A 26,780-nucleotide genomic window follows, 5' to 3' on the forward strand; every position below is an offset into this window, starting at 1 on the left:
CCAAATGAATCTCGACATCATATGGAGCATCAATTGACGACGGAATCCATTTAGAGCACCCGTAAACCGATCCCTAACCGGGGCATACTCGGACCGGTTTGGCAGCATCACCCACCACAGACCTCGATAGACTTCGGCCGTGATTGAAACCCTTGCTGCCCAGATCGCGTCTTATCTAGATGATCCAGACGTAATGCTGCTGCCGGCCGACCCCAAGAAAGAGTCAAGAGCTAACACGTGGGCGTACTCTGTAGCTCCTTCGCACCGATCTTCTGCCGCAGATATTGCTGCCGCGCTCGATGAAGTCGTCAATGGACTGCGGAACCGATTCAAAGCGGCTCCCCACCGGGGAACTTTCTACGCTTGGTATGACGAACAGGCTGGTCAGCTGCGTTGTTCCCTAACCTCGCAAAACCAGTTGCCCTTTGGAGGCAGAATCCGTATGACCAATGATTCAGCCCTAGTCATAGACCGGCTACTCTCAGACCAGAGCCCCGGATTCATCAGCTTCGATAGGCTGCGAGAGATCCACTTTTCCGCCCCCTCCACGAAGGAGGCCGAGAAGGAAGAGTTGCTCGTATGGGCTGTCCTTCTATGAAATCGCCGGAAGAAGGAATGGCGCTCAATCACTAATTCTGAGGCATCCAACCGTGCCGCTACTGGAGCACGACAGGCTGAAGCTCGAGGGGCTGGCGCATGTGGCTGCCACCGAGGCTCCGTCGGTATCTGGCTTCGGCACGGCTGCCGAGCGCGCGAACCAGTTCCCCAGGAAGAAAATGCGAACTAGGGGGCGCACCTTCGTCAGCGTCCGTGCGGGACTGCCGATCCGACGCTCGTCTTATCAATGGATCCGTTGATGAGACCTCGTCGCCGAGACATCCCACCATCTCGGTCCGGGGATTCCTGTTCGCTGTTTAGTCCCAGCAATGTGTCTCACCGCAGTGATTCTCAACATCACAGTTTTTGATCCTTTGCTAGGACCCGGAGAACTCTCTACTGCCACGGGTGGTTGCCAAGGTACCTTGACAGGACGCCATCATGAGGACACGCTGACGCTATGGCAAGGTACAGCGGCGGTCCGACTGTCCATCGGGCGATGAAAGGTCCTCGCGTGACGGGGGTGTCGAGATCGAGCCCGCAGGGCTGGAAGGCGGAGGTAGTCACCACGCTGAGGGCTATACAAGAAGTCCGCCAGGAGTGCGATAACACTGAACTCACTACTGTGAAGCACGCGCGGAAGGCCGGCCTGTCTTGGGCGGAGATCGCGACCGCCCTCGGGGTTTCCCGCCAAGCGGTATGGGAGCGGTGGCATGAGATCGACGAGACCCTGCCCAAAAATGATGCGTGGGGGCCCGCCGCGCTTTGTGACGCGGGGTCTGAAGACGGTATGGCGCCGGATAGCACGCCGGGATGAGGCAAATGAGGCTGCGGTACACGGGAGTCTGTCGGCTATGCGGAACCTCCCTCGCAGCGGGAACAGAAGCACTCTATGAGCGTGAGACCAAGACCATCCATTGCTTGGTATGTGCCACTGCGTCGGGACAAGCACTCTCTCCGGGTCCGGAAGCAACACATGATGGAGTGCTGCCACCTGCAGCCGGGACAGCAGGATCCTCGGCCCGTCGCGAGTATGAGCGCCGTAAGAGCAAGGACCAGGACACTCTGCGTGAGAAATGGGGACCTTTCGGGGGCTTGGCTGTCGCGCTCTCTGATGATCGGCCGTCCACCAAGTCTTGGTCTCAAGGCGCCATCGGTGAGGAACGCTTGGGCGCTGAGCTGAATGCGTTGACCTCGGAGGACCTGGCTGTCCTGCATGACCGGCGAATCCCGGGCTCGAAGGCCAACATCGATCACATCGTTATTACTTCCGGCGGGATGTGGGTAATTGATGCCAAACGGTATAAGGGGCGGCCTGAAGTGAAGATCGAAGGCGGCTTTCTTCGTCCACGCGTCGAGAAGCTGCTCGTGGGCAAACGCGATTGCACGAAGCTCGTTGATGGTGTGCTCAGGCAGGTTGCTGTCGTGCGGAACCATGTTGGGGATGTTCCGGTCAATGGCGCGCTGTGCTTCATCGACGCGGATTGGCCGCTGTTCGGGGGAGCGTTCACGACACGTGGCATTGAAGTGCTCTGGCCGAAGCGGCTAGGCAAAGTACTTACAGCGCAGAGGACCGGCGACGTTGACGTGCCAAAGATGAGGGAATCAATAGCTTCGCGATTCAAGTCAGCCTGACGGTGGTGTCGATGGTCGCATAGGCACGGAAGCACCGCTAAGGGATTACTGAACTGAGGACTACTTCGACGGACTCTCGTGTAGCCATATCGCGCGGTCCAAATCCCGCGGTTCGACAGAGAGCTCCGTGGCCGCGAGTTGGAGGAGCTGTCGTGTTCGTGCAGGGGTAAGTCTGTTGCCATCGCCGAGAGCTCGGGCGAGGTAGCGCTGCACCATCACGTCTGGTTTTGTTTCGGTACTGACTCCGGCGTTCATGATCAGGTATGACCAGGCAAGCGGGCCAAAGCCTTTGACGGAGAGCCATGCTGTCTTAGGGGCGGTACTTCCGTTGGCCGCGGCGGTTCGGAGATGTTCGGTGGTTGTTACGGCGGTGTCCAAGGCAGCGAGCCGGGAGAGGCCCTCGTAGATACCCTCGGGCCGCAGGCGGTCTGTTCCAGGGAGCTTGCTTTCGTTGCACAGGATGTCACGGGCAAAGTCCGCAGGGCCACCCGCACTGTCCATGGCCTCTATCAGGTCTGCGCCACTATCAGTGTCGGCCGTTGAGCGAAGCGCACGGTACCGGGCAAGTACATTTGTCGCTGCGGCCGAGCTTGCGCGCAGGGAGTATGCGGAATTCAGTGCGCAAAGCGCAAGAGAGCCGCGAAACTCCACCGGGGCGCTCCACTCAGAAGGATCGCCGAGATCCTCAGCAATGGCCTTCACGAGGAGATCTAGTTCAGTCATGCCCGGATCATAACTGGGATTCGACAGTGCCAGCGGGACCCTAAGATCAAAGGACCGTTCTGACGGCATGCCGCCACCCCGGAAATCTGGCCATTTGATCGGTCCGTGGCCGCTTTGGTCGTTTTGGCTGGGGCAAGCCATTTAATCTGACTAATCCGGATCAGATGAGCGAGGCGGTAAATGCCGGTACAGGGTAGTGCGCGCCAGCCCTGTTTTCGTGACGATCTCCCGGATAGTGACTCCCTTATCACGAAGCATCGTGGCATGTTCGAGCTTGTCGGGATCGACTACGGAGGGCCTTCCGGTACGCCGGCCGTTGGCCGTAGCCACAGCTCGGGCATGTGCAGCTCGTTCGGCCGCGTAGGTTCGCTCCATCTCGGCGAAGAGCGCGAGCATGACAACGGCCAGCTGCGCCATCGGACTGTCTGGGTCCGAGGTATCGATGGGCAGGGGATCGGCCAGCGTTCGGACACCCACGCCGCGCTCCTTGAGCTCGTGCATTAGGTTGAGGGTGTCTCGGACTGTTCGGCCTAGCCGGTCCAAGGTGTGCACGACGATTACATCGCCTGCCCTTGCATGGTCCAGGGCACCTTGAAGGCCGGGCCGGTCCCTTGTGGCTCCGGACTTCTTGTCGGCAAAGACCTTGGTGATACCGGTAGCGGCCAAGGCATTCAGCTGCCGGCCTAAGTCTTGTTTCGCCGTCGAGACTCTCGCATATCCAATATCCATGCTCAAACCGTACCGAAAGTTGTCTTTGTGACGGGTGATGATTGCGCATGTTTTGGAATAACAAACGGGACATCAAAGTGACACGGAATCCAGCTGCGCCGAACTGATGGGAAGTATCCCGCGCGAGTGTCCCGGTTCTAAGGAAGTGGGACACATGCAGTCGGACCCTTTACCCTCAAGTCGATGGTTGTCCCAGGGGGGGACAGTCTGATATTGTCCCAGCATGGGACACCAAAAGCGATACGCAGAAATATCCGAGGAAGACGCGCTTGCTGCCTGGAACCACATCAGCCAAGCAGATATGGCCCGAGGCATAATCCTGAAAGAGGTGGTGCATCTTCTGACCAGTAGGGGATGGACTGTCCGCCAGATCGCCGGGCATTTGGGCGTCAGCAAATCCCAGGTCAACCGCATCGCAAGCCACAAGCTCCAAAACGTGGTTCCTGCCGGTAAAGCGGGGGACCAAGCGCTGGAATTCGCGGACCGTGCGTGGCAGCACGTCGGAGGCCGGCCCACTGGGTTGCCTTGGGGTGAGGAGCTGTAGTGCCGTTCCGGACCTCGAGCTATGCAACGAATCCCGCGGACTTTACCTGAACCGCTCTGTTGGACGGATGTCCGACGAATTCAAGAAACACCCGCGGAACCCGCATCCTCAATCACCCTCCGTCTTGACGGTTTTGTGGGCAGAATAGGCTCATGTGCGGCAGATACGTGATGTCCAAAGCAGCGAGCGATCTTCTGAGCCACTTTGAGGCCAAGGAAGTTGAAGGCAGCCCTCCTGGGCCGAGCTGGAACGTCGCCCCGACCCAGAACGTGCCAATCGTGGCCGAACGCCTGGACGAGGGCACGATTGACCGGCGCCTGCTGATTGCGAAATGGGGTCTGGTGCCGTCCTGGTCAAAGGATGTCAAGATCGGGTCCAGGCTTATAAATGCCAGGAGTGAGAGCATTTTGGAGAAGCCCTCGTTTAGGTCGGCCGCGGTGAAGCGCAGGGCGATTGTTCCTGCTTATCCGGTACAGCTTCCGACTGTTCTTTAACGTCTTCAACAGGAACTGATGGCGCGTTGTCGCTGTCGAAGACAGCGCTATCCGGTATTGGTCTTCACCGGGCAGATCCCGGGTTTCCGTTCGTCGTTCACTTCCAGTCCCACCTCAGTTGGCTTCCGAACGGGAGGCTGATGGGGGAGGGGAGCTGACCAATGGCGAGAGTTCAGCGAGTTCAAGTCGATGGTGCCGAAACCACGTGGACAGTTCTCGGAGGCGATTTCCTTCCTATTCCAGAGATAGAGCTCTACTTCGAGCACCTGAGACAGACCGGCCATTCACCCAACACCGTTAAGTCTTACTCGCGATCGCTCTGCCTGTGGTGGGACTTCCTGGAAGCCCGCGGCCGAACCTGGGCCCAAGTGAAACTCGAGGACATGTCAGCCTTTCTGGCATGGATTCGTACTGGGATTCCCCCAGACGTGGTTCCTCTTTACATGACCGCCACGGCTTCCAAGATCGCTCCCTCAACAGCTGCCCTGAGAATCCAGGCCGTGCGCTCCTTCTATGCGTTTCATCAGTGGCGCGGGTACGACTTCGGGGCAATCGTCTACTCCGACCGCCCCTCACGGAGTCCCTATATGCCGTTTCTGGGGCATGCAAGCCGTGGACTCCGCCGGAGTGCGTCGGTCAGCGTGCCGAAGCGGCGGTCCAGCGCTCCTATCTTGACGGTTCGACAGATCGACGCGATCAAGGATAACTGCGGTCGCTTCGATCCGAAAGCAGGGGAGTGGAACGGGTCTGTCCGGGACCTCTTGCTTTTCACCTTGTTAGAGGAGACCGGGCTCCGGCTGGGTGAGGCTCTGTCTTTAGAGCATCGGGACTGGCATTCCGGCCGCGGGGAAAACCCCTATCTTGAGGTCGCCCCGCGCGATGACCACCCGTACGGGCTACGGGTCAAAGGCTCGCGATACCGCAAGATCCATATCTCCGATGGCTTGGACAGGCTCTACGCCGAATACGTCTGGCAGTTGTGTGAAGCGGGAATGGATCTGGTTGTGTCATCGATGGATGAGGCCTACGTGTTCGTCAACCTGAGACGGGGGCACGAGTTCAAACCCCTGAGGTCGGAAACCGTCTACAAACGCGTCGGTCGCATTCGAAGGGACCTAGGCTCTGCGGTGCCGCAGGACTGGACGCCTCATTGGTTCCGCCACACCCATGCCACGGCAATGCTCCTGGCCGGTGCCCCGATCCATGTGGTGAGCCGGCGGCTCGGACACGCTGACGTTCAGACAACCCTGGATCTATATGCCTGGGTCACCGATGACGAGGAACTCCAGTCCCTTGCCGACTGGCAAAGACTAACGAACCGATGGAGGGTCCAGGATGAAATCCGCTGACGCGAGAACTCTGGAGGCGCTGAGCCTCAACGGCAGAAATCCTTTCACGGCCGAGGCCAGCCGAGCATTAGGCAACCAGGTTCCACTGGATATGCGGTTACTGCACTACACCCGGACCACGATCCCGGCGCAGTATCTCCCCTTCTTCGCTTACTACCACTCCAAGATCGGCAATATTCATCTGGACGGGCTCCCACCGGTAATGCAGCGGGAAATGCAGTACGTCATCTGGCGCATCGTTCAAGGTGGCGGCCGTGTTCCCTGCTCGCCGCTGGGACTGCTCGTCAGGGAACTGGCAGAGACTTCCCGCCGGCTGAAAGCAGAGGGACAGGATGGGGAAAGCCTGATGGACCGCACGCCATCCCAATGGCGGAAAGAGCTCAGCAGTTCCTGGGCGACAAGAACCCGGGCGCTGCCCAACCCCTCAACGTTGCGAACCATTACCGGACCGCTGGACCGTGCCTCGAAGTTGTTGTGGTTTGCCTACGACGACGGCCCTTGGTGGAAACGGGAAGTCTGGTCATTGGAATTGGACGCCAGCATCCCACGGGGACGGAACGTCCCGCCCAAGACAACCGCCATCCATTGGCACGAAGTCGCACCAGCCTGGCTGAGGCAGGGCGGGATGTTCTTCGTCAAGACCGAGCTGGAACGAGGTGACATCGCGTGGGGAACGGTACTGCAGAGACACAACGGGATCAAAATTTTCGGCAGGTTCCTCACCCGTCGAGGTGTCGACACTCCGCTGCTGGCCAAGGATACCCGGGAACGGCGGGCCTTGATGCTCGACTTTCTTTCGGAGAGTGCCTTCAAGACCCGAAGCGGCAGCAGACGCGAGCTCTCTGGCGTTTCCTCCATAGTGGCCGCGGTTCGGGGGCTGTATGAGTTCATGGTCGATCAGGCCAGTGACGCGACACAGAACGGAATCGATGCCCGCTGGGCAACTCTATCCCCGGACTATCTTCGCCTCATTCGACCAGGTGACCTCCCGCGGAAGTCGAAGAAAGAGCCGCTGGACGAAACCCGGCTCTATTCCGAGCACACGATGTCCCAGATCGCCCAGCACGCTCCATTGCTGGGGACCTCAAGGTCGGACGGAGGTCTGGGAGATCCCCAAGCGATGCGGATACTCCTTTTGCTCATCGCGACAGGTCGCCGCGCGAGCGAAATCTGCATGATCGATGTCAATCCGTTGATACCGGTTCCGGGAGCGGAAGACCCGGGGTCGGAGAGGATCGCGAAGTTGCGGTACCAGCAGACCAAGATCGACGGAGCACCCGAAACGATCTTCATTGATTCGGAGGCTATGGAGATCATTGCCGAGCAGCAGCGCTGGCTCAAAGAGCATCTTGACCGGAATCAGATAACAGAGCCTCCGCAATATCTGTTCATCCGGAGCCATAACAACCTGCACGGTCAACGCCCCTACAGCAGCCATGTTTTCCGCACGCAGCTGCGCAAACTGGTCGACCTCGCCGACATCCGCGACGAAAACGACCAACCACTCAAACTGGCCAGAACGCACAACTTCAGACACACCAAGGCCACAAACCTGCTGAACGCAGGCGTCCCGCTCCACGTCGTCCAGCGATACCTCGGCCACACCACCCCCGAGATGACCATGCACTACGCCCAGACACTGGACGCAACGGCAAAAGCAGAATTCATCAAGTACCGCAAGCTCACGGCGGAGGGCAGCCAGCCGCGCATGTCCCCGGAGGACCTCTACGAGCTGATGGCCCTCGACGCCCGCACCGACCGTGTCCTTCCCAACGGATGGTGCACGCTCCCGCCGGCCCAAACCTGCGCAAAGGGCAACGCGTGCCTGACCTGCGACCTGTTCGTCACCGACGAACGATTCCTCGGTGTCCACGAGGGTGAGCTGGTTGCGCTGGACGCCCTCGTCGACAAACGCCAGGAAGCCCACCGACAGCGAACCGGCGAGCCGATGAGCGAGAACCACGTGTGGCTTACCCTTCGCCGACGGGAACAGCGCGCCCTGGAGGGCATCGTCGACGCCATCAAAGATCCCGCACGCGGCACGGCACCCGTGGCCGGAGCTGGAACATTGGCGCGGACAGACTCCGACGTTCAACGTGCTCCCCGTCAGGTCTCCGGCTAGATGTCCGGGGGCAATATCGAAAGCCTCCAGCGAGCCGCCCAAGCGAAGCAGGAAGCCGCTACAGCCCGCGCCGAGCAGGGACTGCGTAGGTTACTCAAAACCGGCCGCCCGATCACTTTCCAGACAGTGGCAACAGAAGCAGGAGTCTCTAAGGACTTCCTCTACCGTACCCTCGACCTGCGCGAACGCATCATGGACCTCCGCGACAAAACCACCGCACCCGCGGCGGCCGCCGCGCTGCCCGAGCCGCGACTCCCTGACACCAGCAGCATCGTCAGGACCCTCACCGCCAAACTCACCCATGAACGATCAACCAACCGGAAAAAGATCGCCGAACTCGAAGCCGCCCTCGCAGCAGCCCACGGAGAAATCCTCCAGTTGCGGCGCCAAAAACCTGTCTTGCCCGCAGACACGGGACCAACCCGGCAATAGGCCATTGGCATCCGGCACCCGGGCCCAACAGTTCGACCAAAGCCTTTTTGTTCATCTGGTCCGCGGCCCGGGGTGGGACTCCATCATCGCAGTGATGGTCTGGGTCATGGCCAGGTCCTGTCACGGATGGGAGTGACGACCGGCCGGCCCGGCCGTCACCCCCACCCTAGATCCGCACTGCAGACGACGCCCGGTGTGTTTCCGGCCTAGGTTTTTGTCGGGCGGCTTGGTGCGTCAGGATCCGCCTGCGGGACGGAAGCTCGTTCCCCCGTCGGTGGAGATGACAATCCCATCGGGAGTGGCAGCCCAGATCCAGGGGTTCCCGTACGCTCCATTGACGGCCGTGATGGCCAGGACTTCACTATCCATTCTGCCCTTTTGGGTCCAGGTGGAGCCGCCGTCGGATGAGTAGTAGGCGGTTCCGTCGGGGGCCACGCCTGCCGCTTCGTCGGGATCGGCGAAAGCGGCGTACTGGAGTACCGGGCCGGTCTTGTTGAGGGTCCAGGTGGCTCCGCCGTCGGTGGAGCGTTGGATCCCTTCGGTGGTGGTGCCCAGCACGGTGTCGCTGTCAGGGTGCCCGGCCAGGACCGCCGGTGCGAACATGGCGGCGACAGTGTTCCAGGTCATCCCGTCGGGGCTGCTTCGCAATTGTCCGTCGTACGCGACGATGCCTGACTTGGTGGTGGTCATGGCATGGAAATCGGATTCGCCTTGCCGGGAGAGCTTCTCCCAGGTTTGTCCTCCGTCGGTGGATTTGATCAGGCCGATGGGATTGGGCAGGTCCGAGCCTGGGCCGGGGTGGCCGGAGGCGAAGAAGATGCCGTCCTTTCCGGCGGTGAACCCCATCAGGTCGTTGGTGCCACCGATCTTGGTCGCCGGCTGTTTGGTCATGTCGAAAAGACCGTCGTGGGTGGCCAGTAGTACCTGGCCGGTGTCACCGTCCACGGTGAGTCCGTGCACGTGGCTGCTGGGCAGGGCGTTATCGGTCAATTGAATGGTCGGTGTGCCGGTCGCCGACGGGTTTGCCGGGGCGCAAGCAGCCAAGCCGAGGACGAGCAGGGCGCCGGTAACGACGGCTCCCGTCCGCGCGGCAGTGGTAGTTGAAAGTTGCATGGAAAGCTCCAAGTAGAGGAAGGGCGGACGTCCGGCGCCGGTCCCGCTCGTCAGAGAGACGGGACCGGCGCAACAGGGGCTGGCTAGAGGGTGGTCAGCAGTTGCTGCATTTCCTGGATTTCGGCTTCCTGGGCACTGACAATGTCCTTGCTGAGCTGCACCGCGTCCGGGTTCTTGCCGTCCGTGGTCTCGGTCCGGGCCATGGTCACGGCGCCTTGGTGGTGGGCAATCATCTGGGTCAGGAACAGCTTGGCTGCCTCAACTCCCTGGACGGCGTCGAGCTTCGCCATGTCCTCAGCGCCCATCATGCCGTCCATGCTGTGTCCGGTGGGTGCTTGGGTGGATTCGTCCCAACCCTTCAGCCAGCCGGTCATCTTCTCGATTTCCGGGCCCTGGGCTTCCTTGATCCGGGTAGCCAGTGCCGTGACCTCCGCAGGGATGTCCTGCTTTTCGAGGATCGTCTCGCTCATCTCGACGGCTTGGGCGTGATGGGGAATCATCATCTGAGCAAACATGACGTCCGCGGCGTTGTGCTCCGCCGCCGCGGCGGGGCTGGACGAGCTGCTGCCGTGGTCCATTCCGGGCATGGATGTCCCGGAGGATCCGGAACCGCCGGAGGCGCCGCAGCCGGCCAAGGCAATTGCGGTGGCGATCGCTGTCGCGGCTACAGGTAAAAGCTTCTTCGTGTTCATGAAAATCAAGTCCTTCACAAGTTTCCGGGGGCGCGCAGGCGCCCCGCAGGAAGAGAGGTGTGTGCAAAAGCGGAACGTGCGACAGCCCGGTCGGGCTGCCGACGGCAACTAGATAGGTTGCCCGGAACCAGGCAGAGGGGTGTACCTACGTCCTGCTGATGGACAATTCACCCGGTGAAGGACTGCCGGGACGGTACGAGCGCGGAACCCGGGACGCGGCGGCAGAATCCGGGGAGGGCACCGTGGTGGAGACAGTGTTGTCCGGAAGGGGCGCTGCCAGGCCAGCTGGCGCCACGGACGGGATGCAGGAAGCGGCCATCGCGTGCTGGCTTGAGCAGTTCCCTGAGCACGAGCACTGCGCCGGGGACACGGCGTCGCCCACCGGCACCGGGTCCTGGACTACCGCAATCTCTGCCGCCGTGGGCGCGTGGTCGGTGTGTCCGGTGCCGGCGGCAGACGTTGGTGCCCCCGGGACGGTCGCCGCCGCGTGCGCCGAATGGGAGCCTGTCATGACATGCATGCCCAGGATCCCTGCGATGAGGGCGAGAACTGCGGCCAGAAGCCCGGCGCTGAGCAGGACGGATCCGCTGGTGGTGCGCTGCGCTGCCATCCCGTCCTCCTGTCTGCGTGTTGTTTCAGGCTACCGGCAACCGGCGACCCCACCCCCAGTGGGGGCGGGTCGCCGGTGCAGGACCCTGTTGGGTCAACGAACCTGCGAAGGGTTCAGTTTCACCCGCCGGAGCAGCTGGGCGTTCAGGGCGACCACGATCGTGGAGACGGACATCAGGACCGCCCCGGCAGCGGGGGAGAGCACTATCCCCGCGAACGCCAGGACGCCGGCGGCCAGCGGCACGGCGATGACGTTGTAACCGGTCGCCCAGACAAGGTTCTGCCACATCTTGGTGTAGCTTGCCCGGGACAGGTCCACCATGGACAGCACGGCACGTGGGTCGTTGCCGGCGAGGATCACCCCGGCCGATTCCATGGCCACATCGGTGCCGGCCCCAATGGCGATACCAACCTCCGCGCGGGCCAGGGCAGGGGAGTCGTTCACGCCGTCTCCGACCATCGCAACCTTCATGCCGCGGGCCTGCAGCTCGGCGACCTTTTTGTCCTTATCCGCGGGCAGAACTTCGGCGAAGACCTCATCGATGTTCAACTCCGCGCCCACCGACTTGGCTACCTGGGCTGCGTCACCGGTGATCATGGCAACCTTCACGCCCCGGCTCTGCAGTGCCGCCACGGCCTGCCGGGACTCGGGACGGATCGCGTCCTCGAGGCTCAGTGCCCCCAGCACCTGTTCGCCGTCGATGACGTGCAACACGGCTGCGCCGCGCCCCATCCATTCGCGGGTTGAGGCCGCCAGCGGTTCGGGCTCGGCGAGTCCGAGTTCGCGCAGCAGCGCCGGCCCGCCGACCTGGATGGTTCGGCCATCGATCATGGCCCGCACACCGCGGCCTGTCATGGAGGTGAAACCCGTCGCCTGCGGAAGTTTCAGGCCTTGGTTGTGTGCTGCCCGGACGATGGCCCGGGCTACGGGGTGTTCGCTGTCGGATTCGACGGCTGCGGCCAGGGCCAGCAACTCGTCATTGCCGGCGCCGTTAGGGGTGGCGGTGTTCCTGACCTCGGGTTCGCCTTTGGTCAGGGTTCCGGTCTTGTCGAACAGGACCACATCGATGGTGCGCATCCGTTCCAGTGCGATGCGGTTCTTGATCAGCACCCCGGCCCGGGCGGCCTGTTCGGTGGAGATCGCGATCACCAGCGGGATGGCCAGCCCGAGGGCGTGCGGGCAGGCAATGACCAGAACCGTCACGGTGCGGGTGACGGCCTCGGGCAGGCTGCCCAGCAGCGCCCAGGCAACGAACGTGATGACACCGGCGATGGTTGCGAAGTAGAACAGGAACGCAGCTGCCCGGTCCGCAAGAGCCTGCGCTTTGGAGGAGGAGGCCTGCGCTTCGGCTACCAGCCGTTGGATGCCGGCCAGTGCCGTGTCATCCCCGACGGCCGTGACGGTGGCCCGGACGGTGTTGTCAGTGGCAACGGTCCCGGCCACGACCGGGTCCCCCACGGTGCGCAGGACCGTTTTGGACTCACCGGTGATCATGGACTCATCAAACTCGGCCTGACCGTCAACGACGGTGCCGTCGGCGGGCATCCGCGCGCCGGACCGGACCAGGACAATGTCACCGGTCCTCAGTTCGGAAACCATGACGGTTTCGACGCCGGTGTCGGTGACGCGTTCTGCTTCGTCGGGCAACAGGGCCGCCAGCGCGTCCAGGGCGCCCTGGGCCGAGCCGAGGGCCCGCATTTCGATCCAGTGGCCGAGCAGCATGATGGCCACCAGCAGCGCCAGCTCCCACCAGAAGTCCAGATCGAAGTTCCCGATCCGCAGGCTGGTAGCCCAGGACGCGACGAACGCGACCGTGATGGCCATGCTGATCAGCAGCATCATCCCTGGCTGCCGGTTCCTCAGCTCGTTCAGGCCGCCCTTGAGGAACGGCATCCCTCCGTAGAGGAAGATCACCGTGCCAAGCACAGGTGGGATCCAAACCGAGCCCGGGAATTCCGGGGGCATGTACCCCAGAAGGTGCCCGAACATCGGGCTGAAATATACAACCGGGACCGAGAGGATCAGCGTCAGCCAGAACCGGTCCTTGAACATGGCCGTGCTGTGTCCGGCGTGTTGGCCGTGGCTGTGCACGGCATGGTCATCCCGGTCCTCGTGGCCGGTCAGGTGGCCGTGGTGCTCAATCGCGGGTGGTGTTATCCCGTCCGCAACGGATCGGGTGGTTGGTTCCCGGTCGGCTTCGCTTACCGGTGATGGGTGGTGGTCATGGTGATGGTCGTGCTCTGCCATGGTGCGCTCCTCCAGTGACGGCCGCGACATCGCACGAAGGCGGCGCAGGCCGGTGTGGGTTCGAACTAGCTGGTCAGGCTGTATCCAGCCGACGTGACGGCGTCCCGGACAGCCGAAGGATCGGCCGGTCCGGAAACGACGAGGCGGGAGATGCCGCCGGGGACAAGTTCAACGGTCGCGGTGTCAACGCCGTCGATGGCTTGGACGGCCTTTTCGACGCTGGCGACACAGCCGCCGCAGGTCAGGCCTTCCACGGAGAACTCGACTCCGGCGGCCGTGGCACCTGTCGTGATGCCCTTGTCGGTGGAGCAGCAGCCGAGGCCCGATGATGAAGACGTCAGTGGCAGTTCGGTACGTGATGGTGTTTGCATGTCAGTTCCATTCATTGCAGAAGATGCGATGGTGCTGTGGTTGAACGGTTGTAAAGAGGCGAACCAAAACCGGCCTCCGCGACATACCACTCACTGACAACACAGCCAATATACCCCCGGGGGGTATATCTTGCAAGAGGTGTGCAAGGAGTCCTTGCACAGCATCGTTCATATATGTAAGTATCTGCGTATGAATGCAGATAAGCAGAGTTGCGCGCTGACGCCCGACAGTGAGTACGTGGAGCTGGCCGTGGAAGTCTTCGCGATGCTCGCTGATGCGACCCGGGTGCGCTTGATCCTGGCCTTGAGACACGGCGAGCTTCCAGTGAATGCGCTGGCCGAAAAGACCGGAAAGTCAGCAGCTGCGGTATCTCAGCACCTGGCAAAGATGCGGCTTGCGCGGATGGTCTCGACCCGGCAGGAAGGAACCAGGGTCTACTACCGGCTGCAGGACGGGCACGCGTGGGAGCTCGTCGCAGATGCCATCCATCAGGCCGAACACGCCCTCGGCACCGCACCACACCACCACCTCCTGCCGCATTCCGGCAGCGAAGCGGCGGGGCAGTGAGCGAGCCGACCACCCACACGCATGGCCACAGGCATGACGAACATCCAACCCGCGCCCATCATCATCACGACCACAGCGGGCACAGCCACGGAGGTTTCCTCGGATGGGTGAGGAATCTGCTGGTCCCGCACTCCCACGACGCAGCTGACTCGGTGGATTCCGCGCTGGAGAGCAGCGCCCAGGGAATCCGGGCAGTGAAGATCTCGCTGGTAGGACTGGGACTGACGGCCCTGTTCCAGCTTGTCATTGTCCTGATCAGCGGTTCGGTCGCGCTGCTGGCCGACACCGTTCATAACTTCTCGGACGCCCTGACGGCCGTGCCGCTCTGGATCGCATTCATACTTGGCCGCCGAGCGGCGACCAAAACCTACACGTATGGGTTCGGCCGCGCGGAGGACCTCGCCGGGCTCTTCATCGTCGCGATGATTGCACTCTCGGCCGTGGTCGCAGCGGTCGAATCTTTCCGACGTCTCTTCGAGCCCCAGCCAGTACAGAATCTGGGCTGGGTCCTCGCCGCAGGGCTTGTCGGCTTTGCCGGGAACGAGCTCGTAGCGATTTACCGAATCCATGTCGGGCGGAAGATCGGCTCTGCCGCGTTGGTCGCGGACGGCATCCACGCCCGCGCCGACGGGTTCACTTCCCTGGCCGTCGTCGCCGGCGTGCTCGGCATCTGGCTCGGGTTGCCCCTCGCTGACCCGATCATCGGGCTGCTCATCTCCGCCGCGATCGCCGTTCTCCTCTGGGGAACCGTAAAAGACATTGGCCGCCGGCTGATGGACGGCGTCGATCCAGCCCTCACTGACACGCTCACAGCATCGCTGCGACACCACGGCATCGACGATACCGCGTCCAGGCTGCGCTGGACCGGGCACTGCCTGCAGGCCGAAATCACTGTGCCCGCACAAGGGAGCACAACCATGATCGAGCTGGAGCAACTGACCAGCCGCATCGACCACGCGGCCCGAACGGCGCTGCCGAACATCGGCGCGGTCACTGTCGTCCCACTCCGACACTGACGGCCCCCGGGAAGGATCCGCATGCCTCAGGGGTTTTCGAGCCTTGGGCGGCTCTTCTTGCCGCTGGCGCCCATGGACGACCAGGACCTACCCTTCTGCCGGATAGCCAGAGTACATGTTTGCCTGAATACATCGCAGGATGTACCGTAAAGGCCATGGAAACGCTCACGCAGGCGCCTGTGCTGGCCCGCTTTGGTTACGCGGTCTCGGACCCCACCCGGGCCCGGGTACTTCTGGCCCTCTCGGAGGCCCCGTCCTATCCCTCTGACCTGGCTGACGCGTTGGGTGTGTCCCGCCAAAGCATGTCGAATCATCTGACGTGCCTGCGCGGCTGCGGGTTGGTAGTTGCTGTCCCTGACGGCAGACGGACCCGGTACGAATTGGCGGATGCACGGCTGGGCCATGCCATCAAAGACCTGATCGGCGTGGTTCTGGCCGTTGACCCGGCTTGCTGCGCGCCGGACGGGACGTGCCTGGCATGAGCGCAACCCTGAAAGCTCCAGCACTGGAACGCCGTGCCGTGCTGACTCGTCGCATCCGCCTATTCGCGGCCGCGACCATCACCTACAACGTCATCGAGGCAGTCGTAGCGCTCTGGGCCGGAGGGGTTGCTGACTCCTCCGCGCTGATCGGCTTCGGCCTCGACTCGGTCATCGAAGTGACATCGGCTCTGGCGTTGTCCTGGCAATTCTCCGCCAAGGACCCGGAGCGGCGTGAGCACCTGACGTTGCGGATCATTGCCATCTCCTTCTTCGCCCTGGCCGCGTTCGTGGCTGTGGATGCTTTCCGCTCACTGACCGGGGCGGGGGAGGCCCAGCATTCAACGCCGGGCATCGTCATCGCTGCGTTGAGTTTGGCGATCATGCCCGTGCTGTCGTGGGCACAGCGACGTGCCGGGCGGGAGCTTGGCTCCAGGACCGCCGTCGCCGATTCCAAACAAACCCTGCTCTGCACGTACCTCTCTGCCGTTCTGCTGATCGGCTTGGTCCTGAACAGCACGCTGGGCTGGTGGTGGGCTGATGCCGGCGCGGCACTGGTCATTGCCGGGATCGCGGTCCGGGAAGGCATCAACGCCTGGAAAGGCGAGGCTTGCTGCGCTGTCCCGCACGCCGATCACGGCCACGCTGACGACGAAGACGACGATTGCTGCGCGCCCACCACCAAGACCTCTGCAGCATCTGCTCCGGTAGTCATCGAACTGGCACGACCCGCCGATGAAGAGTCCGCGGATTCCTGCTGTGCCGGGTGCGGATCGGACGCCGTGGCCGAGCCGGTGGCTGCTGAGCTTGGAACAAAGCCGGCCGATCGATGAGCGCAGTCATGTCCGCCCGAAGGATCCGCATCATCATCTGGATCCTCCTCGGCGCAATCGTCGGCGCTGGCGTGATCTGGTACCTAGTGCTCACCGCCAACAAGCCGGCTCCGGCTGCCCCACTCGCGGCCGCCGACGCCCAGCTTGTCAGGGCGGACAGTCACCGGGTCACGAGCCCGGCCACGGAAAAAGCCCAGCTGGTCGAGTTCCTGGACTTCGAGTGTGAATCCTGCCGCTCCGCTGAACCCCTGGTGGAGGAACTGAAGAAGGAATACGGGGACAGGATCACCTTCGTCCACCGCTACTTTCCGCTTCCCGGTCACCGGAACTCCGGCACCGCTGCACTAGCCGTGGAAGCCGCCGCCCAACAGGGCAAATATCAGGAAATGGCCACCAAACTTTTCGCTACCCAACCCGAATGGGGCGAAAAACGGGACTCCCAAGCGGCACTGTTCAGGACCTTCGCCCAAGAACTCGGCGTGGACATGGCACAGTACGATGCCGCGGTCGCGGACCAGGCAACCAAAGACCGGATCAGCCAGGACGTCGCCGACGGCAAGGCTCTCGGCGTGACCGGCACGCCTACGTTCTTCCTGAACGGAAAGAAACTCACCCTGAATACCGAAGCCCAATTCCGGCAGCTCCTCGACGAAGCCGCCCGGTAGACCGCGATCCCAAGAAGCTGCGGGTCATAGGGATTGAAACCTCTTCCAAGCCGGCCACGGTGCTGAAAGTAGGACCGGGTAACCCAAATGACAGGATGGAATCATGTCAGTAGCCAAGTCTATTTTGTTGTTTGCCCTCGCCGCCGCCGCTGAAATCGGGGGCGCGTGGCTGATCTGGCAAGCAATCAGGGAAGGCAAAGCCTGGTGGCTGGCTGGACTCGGTGTCATTGCGCTGGGGATCTACGGGTTCGCCGCTACCCTCCAACCCAACGCGCACTTCGGCAGGATACTCGCAGCCTACGGTGGGGTGTTCGTCGCAGGCTCTCTTGCCTGGGGCATAATCTTCGATGGCTTCCGCCCAGATCGATGGGACATCGCAGGTTCCGTCATTTGCCTGCTCGGGGTAGCCGTAATCATGTTCGCACCACGGAGCGCGGCATGATTCGCATGCAAATTGAAGTGCTCCACATCGACAACTGCCCCAACACTGCGACAACCCTCAACCATGTCGGGGCCGCCCTGGCCGCGCTCGGCCGCCAAGATATTTCCGTCCAACTGCGACGAATCGAGTCACCGGCCGACACAAGCGGAACCTGTTTTGCCGGGTCACCGACGATCGCAGCAGACGGAACCGACATCTTCCCCGGCGCGAATCCCACCAGTGATCTCGCGTGCCGGATCTATCACACACCAGAGGGGCTCTCCGGAACCCCGACGATCAATCAAATCATCGAGGCGCTGAGACATCATGGCATCTGAAATGGAACTCCAGTGCTCCTGCTGCGGCCGATCCATGGAACGCCAGAAACTACACGCCCTCGGCGCGGAACCCGCCTACATCTGCCGAAGATGTGCGCTCTGGGTGGCATTACGCCCACGTTCCTCAACCTGATCCCAAAGACCACTCCATCGAAAACCCCGACGCATCGGACAACGAAAAAGACGCGTCTTTAACAGTCTCAGCTGCATCGATGCTGGGCTTATCACAGGAACTACCGGATAATCCGGCCGATGGCTACTACGAGTGGCAGAAAACCGAGGACGGAAAGAAGATCCCGAACTATCTGTTTTCCGAGAAGGAACCATTGCTCGGCTTCGCCGGCCTGTACGAGTTCTGGCCTGATCCCGCGTTGCCCGAGGATGATCCAGAACGGTGGCTGCTGACCTGCACGGTCCTGACCACAGTCACCCAGGACGCGCTGGGACACGTGCACGACAGATCGCCCGTTATCATCCCGCAGGACCGCTTCGCGGAATGGCTCGACCCTGACCTGACCGACAAAGCCGACGTCCAGCATTTGCTGGACTCCTTGCCGGAACCAACATTGACCCCGCGGACTGTCAGCACCCGCGTCAACAGCGTCCGGAACAACGGACCCGAGCTGATTGAACCAGCTGAGTGAGGCACTAGGAAAGTTGTCCACGACTTCATAGACCACATGCCAGGAAAGCTCGTAGGGCGGGACGCCAAAGTGGAGATCAATTTCAAGAAAGCCCACGCGAAACAAGGTTCGCGCGGGCTTCTTGATGGTTCGGTGATACTAAAACGGGCCCCTGATGAACCACATTGCAACGTCTAAAATCAGACGCGTCACCGTGAGGATGCAGTTCGTCATGGCCCAACGTTCGGGTTTCTTGTCCCCGTTCATGCTTTGCCCTTTCGCCGTTCTGAAGGAACGACAGGGCCACCCATCCCCTAACCAGGGTTAAGGAAATGAGCTTTTTGAGCTAATCTTGGGAGTGTCTAAACCCCTAGGAATTGCTCATTCGGCCCTGCCGATTGACCAAGCTCCTGAAGATCACCCGGCCTGCCAGGGCCGGGTTTTCTTTTTAGGAACCTGTGAGGCTTTTGCCCTAGGAAAAGTCTACCGGCTGGGGTCACACATCAAAGTTGTATCCACAGGCCCGCGCCTGTGGATAACTTCGGATGTGCAGTGCGTACTCTGTGTGACGACGGCGGCAAGGCCCCCTGTAGAACTTGGATTTTTGGCCGGTGCGGTCTGATGATTTTTCCGGACATGAAAATGTGGCAGACCACCTAGACATGATGCTTCTAGGCGCACTCCCGTTCCTACCCCACATCGGAAACTTCACAAAATGGCAATCCGTCTCCTGCGTCCCCGGCATTGTCGACGGACCGTCCGGCCCACGCCCGCAAACCTATTCATTGTCAGCGGTCTCTGACAGACTTCCTGTCAGGAAACCCTGACAGGAAGGTTTACGCGCATGGGATGGACATCCAACGACTACAACCACGAGGGCTATGTTGCTGCGATCGCCCCAGACGGGCGTCTCTCGTCGGGTTCGACCGGAGCAGGACTGTTTGTCCACGGGATCACCGGAAACTACCCGCCGGCAGGGGAGTTTTACCCCGATGAGGAGATCGTCCCGAATGATCTGATCATGAGCTGGCGTGGTGCCTGCACGTGCGGGTGGCAAGGAGAGCTGTGGCAAAGAGTTCTTACGGCTGCCGACGCTGACCTTGCTACCCGTAAGGAGTACGTTCCGAGCGGCGAGTTTGCGGACGTTTCGGGCGAGGTGGAGGAAGCCGTCCGAGAGGAATGGCTTGTCCACATTGCACCGTCTGAAGCGATCTTGGGCATGGAGGCAGCGGCGAAGGAACACCGACAGGCCGGACACCGCTTGGATAAGACTGTCGCGGCCGCGAAGGCGGCCGGCGCTTCCTGGGCGGATATTGGCCGGGCCGCTGGGATCAGCCGCCAAGCCGCCCATGAGCGCTGGGCCGACAAGTAACCCTGCCCGGTGTCGTTCGGGTCTAGGGTGGGCAGTTCCATTCGGGCAGACGTGCGTTGAGTTCCCTGATGCGGTGAGGGTATTGGCGCTTCCTTGCATGGACCCGTTGTCTGGCGATCCAACCGATGGTTCTACCCGCCCTCCTTAGCCGCCGGATTGGTCGGAATACTCATCCCTCGGCCACGAAACTCAACTTCCGGGGAACCTGGGAGCTGAGCAGGCTGGCGCACCCCCTGCGCAATCGGCTCGTACTTGCACCCCCCTTGAAGGTTCGTGCAGGTTCCACTTCGAGTAGGTAGATGTGCTCTATGAGTAGGGTTGAGTAGTGAATCCTAGTGATCGCCGTCGGCCTTGGACGTTCGCCGCGGTGTCCGTCATGGTCATCGCCATGACCCTCCTTATCACTGGCCTAAGCCAGATGCCCTCGATCCAGCTGCTCCCTGGCTACGTTGCTTCCTACCTCCTGATTGGTGTCTGCATCTTCGGCCCGATAGGGCGCATGCCGTCACAGCGTCAGGCCCTAGCGTTCCTACTGCCCGGTGTGCTGCTCTTGTTGCTAGCGTCCCTAACCCTCGGCTTCTGGTGCGGAGGCTGGCTCCTCGGACTCCCGGCGTGGGGACTCCTTCTCAGCAGATGGACCCCGGAGAATAAGCTCCCAGTAGTTCGAGTCTTGAAGTTTCTGGCGCTGCTCGTTCTAGGCCTGGCAATCTTCATGCTCAACGGGTTCATGGTCATCTTCTTCGTTTTCAGCCTCGGCGCGATATTCCTGCTTCCACTGGTTCCGATTCGCCTCGCCCACCCTGACCTCCGTGCGCACTTTCTGCAGACGGGCGCGGAAGTCCTCCTATCGGTAGCCGCCGTCATGCTGGCCCTATTGCTGCCCACCCCAGAAGGGTCCTGGTCTTCACCGCTCACCCACGCCGGCGGAGCCGCTGCCTTAGGACTGATGATCGCTTTCTGGGCACAAGGCATCCCCCGCCGTTCCGCACGGCTCCGAATCAATGAGGGGGCCCTCCTGTAGCTGCAGCTTCGGAACAGGGTTCCCAGCGGGACTGTTAAAGTTCACTCCTGACGGCTGCCGTGCGGACCCATCCGCGTGCTAGGAGGATGGCTGGCCTTAGATGAACGTTCGCAAAGGCTCCGCATTGGCATGAGAAAAGCATCCGGGATTCTTGTTAAACAGACACACTTGGTGCCGGCCCGCGACGAGTCGCGATCACCAGCTTCGAATCGTGATCAGCGGAGCGGCCACACGACAAGAACCCGGCCAACGAGAGCCAATCCTGCCGCTGACCGAAACTCCTTGGGAACTCGTGGGTAGCGTTTGGAACGGCCTTGGACGGGAATCTGGCCCGTCAGCAGCCTAGGCAAGAGAATTTTTACGCGACCAATTTTCGATGGAGCCAGGCAACGAGGGCCGCTAGTGGACGCTATCGCATGGTTCCCGGATTACGCAGTCCAAGCGTGCGGATTAAGTCCTTCCCCGTCCACCTAGCGTGTGTCGTGCTGGATTATCTGTAGGTGCTCAGCGACGGCCTCCGTCATGGAGGGCCAGAGCCGTCAAAGACGCGTCGTTCACAGTTCGCTTTTGGACTGGCAAACTCCAAGGCGGGTCCGCGATCGAGCATTCTCCAATCAGGGACCTGACATACTGCACAGCGTTCGTGGGGAAAGCCCCATCAAATAAAGACGCGAGAGTCTGGGCTCGGTCTCTTGGACAGGCCGGCTAACTTGAACGTGGTTGCTTCTCGAGTCAGCCGTGTGCCATGACTGGCCGATTCATGGTTTCGAACGGCGACTGGCGGCAATCGCCTAAGCCGAGGCCTCCAACAGTTCGGGCACCCCGGGAATCGGTCGAAGGTGCTCGCTAAGGGCCCTCACAGCGCCTACGGCATCGTGCGTTGCCAGGGATTTCATGATCGCCTGGTGTTGGAGGGTAGTGACATTACGGATTGGCGGACCCGAGATTCTTGCTTGGGCGAGAGCACTTCTTTCGTGAAGTGGACGCAGGGAATCGTAAACCTGCAGGAGGAGGGTATTACCGATCGCCTCAACGCCGGCCCGATGGAACGCGATGTCCAAATGGCCGTACTCGACGAAGTCTTCTCGTACTTTCAGCTCACGGAAGGACAGCATCTCATCCAGCGCGCGTTGCATATCTATTGGAACGCCGACCTTGCGTTCGCAGAGTTCCCTGAGGGAGTGGGATTCGATGGCCAACCGCGCATCGAATACCTCGTAGAGTTCCGTCGCACTGAGGCCATGGACTTGCGCCCCTCGACGGGGCACTAGGTTGACGTACCGTTCGCCAGCGAGACGGTGAAATGCTTCCCGTACCGGTGTTCGCGACAGGCCCGTGGCCTCGCAGACGGTCGTCTCTTCAATGAACGTCCCCGCTGGCAGGGACCCGCTCATTATTTCCGTCCGCAGCCACTCGTAGGCCCTGTCGACTGCAGTCTTCGCCATGCGCACTCCCTCTAACGTTGGGCCTCTGGTGTCGGCCCGCTATAAATACACAGGCAACCATTGACTTGTGATCTAGCTATCAGTGAATATCGTACAGATACATGTTGAATACGTCACGTTACACACCATGTATACATGGAGTATCTAAATTGAGAGGTTGTCATGAAAGTCAGCATCGCCCAGTTGCATTCAACCGATGACATCGAGTCGAACCTTGCAACGATCGAAGAAATGACCGCCGCCGCAGCGGCCGACGGAGCGGACCTGGTGGTGTTCCCCGAATTTGCCATGTACGACCTTCCCCAGCCTGACCACCGTTTCGTCGAGGTAGCCCAGCCGCTGGATGGACCCTTTACAGGGGCCCTGCGGAAGCTGGCCGCCCGGCACGGTGTGGTCATTGTGGCAGGGATGCTCGAAACGGCCGAGGGCGAGGACCGGGCATACAACACCCTGTACGCAGCAGGTTCGGACGGTGCCTATCTGGCGCACTACCGCAAGGTTCATCTTTATGATGCGTTCTCGGCCAGGGAGTCTGACCTGATCCGCGCATCCGACGCTATTGGGCCGGTCCTGTTCGAGGTAGCCGGAACAGTCGTAGGCTTGAGCACCTGCTACGACATCCGCTTTCCGGAGAGCAGCCGTGAGCTCGCGGCTGCCGGCGCGGACTTGATCGTGCTCGCCGCATCCTGGGTTCCCGGCCCACGGAAGGAGGATCACTTGCGTGTCCTGAGTCGAGCCCGAGCCATCGAGAACACCGTCTATTTCCTCACCGCTTGTCAGGCGCCCCCGGTTTCCACAGGAGGCAGCGTCCTGGTCGATCCCATGGGCATTATCGTCGGTGAACTGGGTGAACGTCCGGAGGTCCGCACGTTTGAAGTAGATAAGGAACGCATTGCGGGAGTCCGCCGGGTAAATCCCTCACTGACGGATCGTCGCTTCGAAGTGCGTCGTCTTCAGCCAGCTGAGGAGGTGCGCTGATGTTCACGCTAGGCGCCGTTCCTGAAGTCCTGCCAGCAACGCTCATCGAACGCGCGAGCCTTATCGCATCATCAACCATCGGTCATATGCGTGACCATGGTTTTGCCCATGGATTGAGTGCCCTGACGAATGCGAACACTGCAGTCGGAACGGCCTTCACAGTCCGACTGCCGGATCTGGATTCGACCATTCTCCACTACGCTGTGGACCGGGTGAAGCCCGGTCATGTCCTGGTCATTGATGCCGGTGGCCGCCAAGACCGCGCAAGTGTCGGGGCGATGGTTGCCTTCGCCGCACGGTACCGGGGAGCGGCAGCCATTGTGATCGATGGCATGGCGACGGATCTTCCGGATCTCATCGAGTTTGGGATCCCCGTCTTTGCCCGCGGCGTTAGCCCTCGGACGACCCGCGTGCTTGGCATCGAAGGTGCCATGAACGTCCCCGTAACCATTGCAGGAGCCGCGGTCCAGCCGGGCATGCTGGTCATCGCGGACCAAGACGGCGTCACATTCCTGGACCACGCCGATTTCCTGGCGATTGCCGACCGTGCAGAAAAGGCCCAAGAGATAGAACCGGGCATCAAGCAAGCGGTCGCCGCCGGCAAGGCCCTATCAGAGCTCTCCGGGGCAGCCGACCTCGTTGAAGCGAAAGCCTTGGCTCTGGCCTGAACCTCCGCCCCTCTCACCGTTCACCCCATTTTTAGGAGACACCATGAACCACCCACGCAATCTAGGTGTAGGGCTCGTAGTCGGCCTTTCGGGCATCGTTGCCCTCACCGGCTGCGGCCCACAGGAAACCAGCCAGCCGGCCGCGTCCGTTAGCTATGACTGCGCGAAGCCCACGGCTCCGGCCCAGCCCATCCATGTGACTTTCGCCGCCAACGCTATCGTCAGCAACGGGGCCGTCTACGCAGGGCTGAAAGAAGGACTCTTTCAGAAACAAGGGCTGGACATCGAAATCCAGCCGGTCGCTAACGTTGCGGCAGCCATCTCCTCTGTCCAAGGCGGGACAACCAATTTTGGCTTCGCAACTTCCGTGTCATTGTTCCAGGCTATTGACAGCGGAGTTCCCATTTCCGTCGTGGCCCCATTCGCAGGCATAGCCCCGAACTACTACGACAACATGAAGAAGGGCGTCGATGGTTACACCACAGAGGTCACCGCGCTGGTCGCCGCTCCCGGAAAGAACATCAACGCAGTAGCCGACCTGGCGGGTAAGACCGTGGCCGTAGCCGACGCGCGCGGCCAGTCAGAACTCACCACTCGTTATGTCGTCAAAGAAGCCGGCGTTGACCCGGACTCGGTCAAGTACACCGTCATGTCCTTCCCTGATTCGCTCAACGCCTTCAAGGCCGGCCAGGTTGACGCCATCTTCAGCGTCGATCCTTTCCTGAAGCAGGCAACTGACGCGGGAGGAAAGATCATTTCGTGGCCGGGGGTCGAGACGTTCCATGACGGACCGACGTCGGCCATCATCGCTTCGAACGATTACATCAAGTCCGAACCTGAGATCGTCGCGCGGTTCACCTGTGCCGTTCAGGCGTCAAACGAGTTTGCCAACGCCAATCCGGACGCTGTCCGTAGCGCTACCGCCGAGGCCCAAAAGGTGGATCCCGCTACCCTGGCCAAAGCCAAGGTCCCGTACTTCTACGCAACCGCCGATCTGGAAGGGATGAAGAGGTTCGTGGGCATCATGCGCGATGCTGATTTCATCACCACTGACGTCGACCTGGAAACGGTTGTACTTCCTCGGGCTCTTGCCAAATAGACCCGGACAGGAGACTCACTAATGCCGTCCTCCCGCACCGCTCTCCGACAATTGCTGCTTGGAGCGCTAGGAATCGGGCTATGGCTGGCCGTCTGGGAGTGGTCCACCACCACTGGACCGCTCTCAGGAACCGCCGGCCTCCCAACAGCCTCAGAAACGCTGCAATCCACCGCAGCCCTCGCCGTGGATCCCGCTTTCTGGGGAACCATCGGACAAACGTTCGCCATGATGCTCACCGGACTTCTCGTCGCGGCCATCGCTGGTATCAGCCTCGGAATACTGATGGGGCTTTCGAACGCAGCTTTTGCGGCTCTGGATCCCAGTATTCAGTTTCTCCGACCGGTGCCTCCGGTAGTGCTGCTGCCACTGGTTCTGCTCGTCGTTGGCCCCACAACCACCCTGGGCGTCATACTCGCTGCCTTCACCGCGGTCTGGCCCATTCTGGTTCAAACGCTGGTAGGGGTCCGTGGAGTAGATCCCGTTGCGCTGGAAACAGTTCGCGCCATGCGGCTCCCGTGGCACATGCGCCAGACATCGGTGATCCTGCCCAGCGCATTGCCCAACATAGCGACGGGCATCCGAATCGCCGCCAGCTCAGCGCTCATGCTCGCGATAGGCGTGGGATTGCTGGCCGGGGCACCGGGATTGGGCCGTTCCATCCTGACCGCCCAACAATCCGGTGACGGCACCATGGTGTTCGCGATCATCATTTGGAGCGGCTTGCTTGGCTTGGCAACCAACGCCCTTCTCACCACCGGCGAACGCCGCCTGACCCGCAACCACGGACCCCGCGAGGAAGTAACACCATGAAAACCTGGACCAAGGTCAGCCTGGGCCTCGCCGTTCCGATCCTGGCGATCGTCGGCTATGCCGCCGCCACTGCTGCCAGGCCCAATCCCTTCTTCCCCCCGATCCCGGTCATGCTCAGGAGATTCTCGGACCTGTGGCTCTTCAAACGCGTTCCCACCGATGTTCTCCCGAGTCTCGGCAACTTCCTGCTCGGCTATACCATCGCCCTCGCCGTAGGGCTTATCGTTGGCATCATCGTTGGGCAGGTCCGCTGGCTCAACGACATGGCGCAGCCACTCATCCATTTCGGCCGTTCCGTACCGCCCATCATGCTCATCCCACCGCTGGTCCTCGTCCTAGGCATCGGTGACACTTCCAAAGTTTTCGTCATCGCTCTGGGAGCGGCCTTCCCCGTCATCCTCACGACCATCGATGGAATGCGCCAAGTCGACCCGGCCCTGATCGACATGAGCAAATCAATCAAACTCAACCGCGTGAAAACCCTACGCAGCATCATCCTTCCTGCCGCCTCACCGGCAATCTTCGGCGGAGCCCAAACCGCTCTGCAGGTGGCCCTCATCCTCATGGTTTCCAGTGAGATGGTGGCAGCCACCCACGGCGTCGGCTACCTCACCATGCAAGCCCAATCCACATTCAACGCCCCTAGCGTCTGGGCCGGAATCCTCCTACTGGCGCTGCTTGGATTCCTCATCAACCTTGCCTTCAGCCTGGTACGCAACCGAGCCCTCGCCTGGCACACAGGTCGAGCAGCCGCGTACGCGGCCTCATAAGAACGAAAGAAACCGG

The 26,780-nt window shown here is 61.4% G+C and carries 31 protein-coding genes; 23 read left to right on the top strand and 8 right to left on the bottom strand.

Translation table 11 applies throughout. The features are described 5' to 3' along the window. The first annotated feature begins 139 nt into the window (after window positions 1–139). From ACR30Z_RS19020 to ACR30Z_RS19030, 3 genes are all read left to right on the top strand, one after another. The gene (locus ACR30Z_RS19020; protein ID WP_434374315.1) at window positions 140–598 is read left to right on the top strand and encodes a hypothetical protein; all 459 of its coding nucleotides are present in this window, start codon (window positions 140–142) and stop codon (window positions 596–598) included. Window positions 599–1,096: 498 nt separating this feature from the next. Continuing rightward, on the top strand, window positions 1,097–1,414 hold the full coding sequence (locus ACR30Z_RS19025; protein WP_434374322.1) for an AsnC family protein: 318 nt from the start codon (window positions 1,097–1,099) through the stop codon (window positions 1,412–1,414). 167 nt (window positions 1,415–1,581) lie between these two features. After that, entirely contained in the window at window positions 1,582–2,232 is a 651-nt protein-coding gene (locus ACR30Z_RS19030) for a nuclease-related domain-containing protein (RefSeq protein ID WP_434374165.1), read from the top strand. A 60-nt stretch (window positions 2,233–2,292) separates the two neighbouring features. Here ACR30Z_RS19030 and ACR30Z_RS19035 read toward each other — a convergent pair whose 3' ends face one another. Both ACR30Z_RS19035 and ACR30Z_RS19040 read right to left on the bottom strand, forming a co-directional pair. Next, window positions 2,293–2,955, bottom strand: coding sequence for a hypothetical protein (locus ACR30Z_RS19035; protein WP_434374166.1), 663 nt, complete (start codon window positions 2,953–2,955; stop codon window positions 2,293–2,295). 150 nt (window positions 2,956–3,105) lie between these two features. Then, window positions 3,106–3,684 carry a recombinase family protein gene (locus ACR30Z_RS19040; RefSeq protein ID WP_434374168.1) on the bottom strand — a complete coding sequence of 193 codons (579 nt, stop codon included), beginning with the start codon at window positions 3,682–3,684 and terminating at the stop codon, window positions 3,106–3,108. A 223-nt stretch (window positions 3,685–3,907) separates the two neighbouring features. On the opposite strand from ACR30Z_RS19040, the gene ACR30Z_RS19045 reads away from it, so the two are divergent. The 5 genes from ACR30Z_RS19045 (at window position 3,908) to ACR30Z_RS19065 (ending at window position 8,625) form a co-directional block, all read left to right on the top strand. Then, entirely contained in the window at window positions 3,908–4,228 is a 321-nt protein-coding gene (locus ACR30Z_RS19045) for a helix-turn-helix domain-containing protein (RefSeq protein WP_434374169.1), read from the top strand. Between the two features lie 152 nt (window positions 4,229–4,380). Continuing rightward, window positions 4,381–4,722 (top strand): SOS response-associated peptidase, encoded by a 342-nt coding sequence (locus ACR30Z_RS19050; RefSeq protein ID WP_434374170.1) that lies wholly within the window; start codon window positions 4,381–4,383, stop codon window positions 4,720–4,722. Window positions 4,723–4,883: 161 nt separating this feature from the next. Beyond that, window positions 4,884–6,071 carry a site-specific integrase gene (locus ACR30Z_RS19055; RefSeq protein WP_434374171.1) on the top strand — a complete coding sequence of 396 codons (1,188 nt, stop codon included), beginning with the start codon at window positions 4,884–4,886 and terminating at the stop codon, window positions 6,069–6,071. After that, window positions 6,058–8,193 (top strand): tyrosine-type recombinase/integrase, encoded by a 2,136-nt coding sequence (locus ACR30Z_RS19060; protein WP_434374172.1) that lies wholly within the window; start codon window positions 6,058–6,060, stop codon window positions 8,191–8,193. The genes ACR30Z_RS19055 and ACR30Z_RS19060 overlap by 14 nt, the downstream gene beginning before the upstream one ends. After that, complete coding sequence (locus ACR30Z_RS19065; RefSeq protein ID WP_434374173.1) at window positions 8,194–8,625, top strand: DUF6262 family protein; 432 nt, start codon at window positions 8,194–8,196, stop codon at window positions 8,623–8,625. Window positions 8,626–8,859: 234 nt separating this feature from the next. Here ACR30Z_RS19065 and ACR30Z_RS19070 read toward each other — a convergent pair whose 3' ends face one another. The 5 genes from ACR30Z_RS19070 to ACR30Z_RS19090 all read right to left on the bottom strand — a co-directional run bounded on the left by ACR30Z_RS19070 (window position 8,860) and on the right by ACR30Z_RS19090 (window position 13,658). Next, window positions 8,860–9,738, bottom strand: a complete 879-nt coding sequence (locus ACR30Z_RS19070; RefSeq protein ID WP_434374175.1) for a F510_1955 family glycosylhydrolase — start codon at window positions 9,736–9,738, stop codon at window positions 8,860–8,862. An 83-nt stretch (window positions 9,739–9,821) separates the two neighbouring features. Beyond that, a complete protein-coding gene (locus ACR30Z_RS19075; protein WP_434374176.1) occupies window positions 9,822–10,430 on the bottom strand; it encodes a DUF305 domain-containing protein in 609 nt (202 codons plus the stop codon). A 145-nt stretch (window positions 10,431–10,575) separates the two neighbouring features. Then, a complete protein-coding gene (locus tag ACR30Z_RS19080; RefSeq protein ID WP_434374178.1) occupies window positions 10,576–11,040 on the bottom strand; it encodes a DUF6153 family protein in 465 nt (154 codons plus the stop codon). Between the two features lie 93 nt (window positions 11,041–11,133). Next, entirely contained in the window at window positions 11,134–13,287 is a 2,154-nt protein-coding gene (locus ACR30Z_RS19085; protein ID WP_434374180.1) for a copper-translocating P-type ATPase, read from the bottom strand. Between the two features lie 65 nt (window positions 13,288–13,352). Then, window positions 13,353–13,658 (bottom strand): heavy-metal-associated domain-containing protein, encoded by a 306-nt coding sequence (locus tag ACR30Z_RS19090; protein ID WP_434374182.1) that lies wholly within the window; start codon window positions 13,656–13,658, stop codon window positions 13,353–13,355. 190 nt (window positions 13,659–13,848) lie between these two features. Between ACR30Z_RS19090 and ACR30Z_RS19095 the strand changes: the two genes are divergently transcribed. The 10 genes from ACR30Z_RS19095 (at window position 13,849) to ACR30Z_RS19140 (ending at window position 20,994) form a co-directional block, all read left to right on the top strand. Continuing rightward, a complete protein-coding gene (locus ACR30Z_RS19095; RefSeq protein ID WP_434374184.1) occupies window positions 13,849–14,226 on the top strand; it encodes an ArsR/SmtB family transcription factor in 378 nt (125 codons plus the stop codon). Further along, window positions 14,223–15,242 (top strand): cation diffusion facilitator family transporter, encoded by a 1,020-nt coding sequence (locus ACR30Z_RS19100; RefSeq protein ID WP_434374186.1) that lies wholly within the window; start codon window positions 14,223–14,225, stop codon window positions 15,240–15,242. Before ACR30Z_RS19095 ends, ACR30Z_RS19100 begins: the two co-directional genes overlap by 4 nt. Before the next feature lie 155 nt (window positions 15,243–15,397). After that, window positions 15,398–15,724, top strand: coding sequence for an ArsR/SmtB family transcription factor (locus tag ACR30Z_RS19105; protein ID WP_434374188.1), 327 nt, complete (start codon window positions 15,398–15,400; stop codon window positions 15,722–15,724). Beyond that, on the top strand, window positions 15,721–16,554 hold the full coding sequence (locus ACR30Z_RS19110) for a cation diffusion facilitator family transporter (RefSeq protein ID WP_434374189.1): 834 nt from the start codon (window positions 15,721–15,723) through the stop codon (window positions 16,552–16,554). The genes ACR30Z_RS19105 and ACR30Z_RS19110 overlap by 4 nt, the downstream gene beginning before the upstream one ends. Further along, window positions 16,551–17,219: a DsbA family protein gene (locus ACR30Z_RS19115; protein ID WP_434374190.1), complete on the top strand. Its 669-nt coding sequence runs from the start codon at window positions 16,551–16,553 to the stop codon at window positions 17,217–17,219. Before ACR30Z_RS19110 ends, ACR30Z_RS19115 begins: the two co-directional genes overlap by 4 nt. A gap of 103 nt (window positions 17,220–17,322) precedes the next feature. Further along, complete coding sequence (locus ACR30Z_RS19120) at window positions 17,323–17,661, top strand: YnfA family protein (RefSeq protein WP_434374191.1); 339 nt, start codon at window positions 17,323–17,325, stop codon at window positions 17,659–17,661. Continuing rightward, entirely contained in the window at window positions 17,658–17,978 is a 321-nt protein-coding gene (locus ACR30Z_RS19125) for a thioredoxin family protein (RefSeq protein WP_434374193.1), read from the top strand. The genes ACR30Z_RS19120 and ACR30Z_RS19125 overlap by 4 nt, the downstream gene beginning before the upstream one ends. Window positions 17,979–18,190: 212 nt before the next feature. Beyond that, complete coding sequence (locus ACR30Z_RS19130) at window positions 18,191–18,622, top strand: SOS response-associated peptidase (RefSeq protein ID WP_434374195.1); 432 nt, start codon at window positions 18,191–18,193, stop codon at window positions 18,620–18,622. Between the two features lie 823 nt (window positions 18,623–19,445). After that, entirely contained in the window at window positions 19,446–19,973 is a 528-nt protein-coding gene (locus ACR30Z_RS19135) for a hypothetical protein (protein WP_434374196.1), read from the top strand. Between the two features lie 325 nt (window positions 19,974–20,298). Further along, window positions 20,299–20,994 (top strand): hypothetical protein, encoded by a 696-nt coding sequence (locus tag ACR30Z_RS19140; protein WP_434374198.1) that lies wholly within the window; start codon window positions 20,299–20,301, stop codon window positions 20,992–20,994. Between the two features lie 791 nt (window positions 20,995–21,785). Here ACR30Z_RS19140 and ACR30Z_RS19145 read toward each other — a convergent pair. Further along, window positions 21,786–22,439: a GntR family transcriptional regulator gene (locus ACR30Z_RS19145; RefSeq protein WP_434374200.1), complete on the bottom strand. Its 654-nt coding sequence runs from the start codon at window positions 22,437–22,439 to the stop codon at window positions 21,786–21,788. 162 nt (window positions 22,440–22,601) lie between these two features. Between ACR30Z_RS19145 and ACR30Z_RS19150 the strand changes: the two genes are divergently transcribed. Genes ACR30Z_RS19150 through ACR30Z_RS19170 form a run of 5 tightly spaced genes read left to right on the top strand, consistent with a single transcriptional unit; the run spans window position 22,602 to window position 26,764 of the window. Further along, on the top strand, window positions 22,602–23,417 hold the full coding sequence (locus ACR30Z_RS19150; RefSeq protein ID WP_434374202.1) for a carbon-nitrogen hydrolase family protein: 816 nt from the start codon (window positions 22,602–22,604) through the stop codon (window positions 23,415–23,417). Next, window positions 23,417–24,085: an RraA family protein gene (locus ACR30Z_RS19155; protein WP_434374204.1), complete on the top strand. Its 669-nt coding sequence runs from the start codon at window positions 23,417–23,419 to the stop codon at window positions 24,083–24,085. The genes ACR30Z_RS19150 and ACR30Z_RS19155 overlap by 1 nt, the downstream gene beginning before the upstream one ends. Before the next feature lie 43 nt (window positions 24,086–24,128). Continuing rightward, entirely contained in the window at window positions 24,129–25,184 is a 1,056-nt protein-coding gene (locus ACR30Z_RS19160) for an ABC transporter substrate-binding protein (RefSeq protein WP_434374206.1), read from the top strand. A 21-nt stretch (window positions 25,185–25,205) separates the two neighbouring features. After that, window positions 25,206–25,994 (top strand): ABC transporter permease, encoded by a 789-nt coding sequence (locus ACR30Z_RS19165; RefSeq protein ID WP_434374208.1) that lies wholly within the window; start codon window positions 25,206–25,208, stop codon window positions 25,992–25,994. Then, the gene (locus ACR30Z_RS19170) at window positions 25,991–26,764 is read left to right on the top strand and encodes an ABC transporter permease (RefSeq protein WP_434374209.1); all 774 of its coding nucleotides are present in this window, start codon (window positions 25,991–25,993) and stop codon (window positions 26,762–26,764) included. The genes ACR30Z_RS19165 and ACR30Z_RS19170 overlap by 4 nt, the downstream gene beginning before the upstream one ends. Window positions 26,765–26,780: the final 16 nt, after the last annotated feature.

This window comes from Paenarthrobacter sp. FR1 (assembly GCF_051106045.1).
Classification (GTDB): Bacteria; Actinomycetota; Actinomycetes; order Actinomycetales; family Micrococcaceae; genus Arthrobacter; species Arthrobacter nitroguajacolicus_A.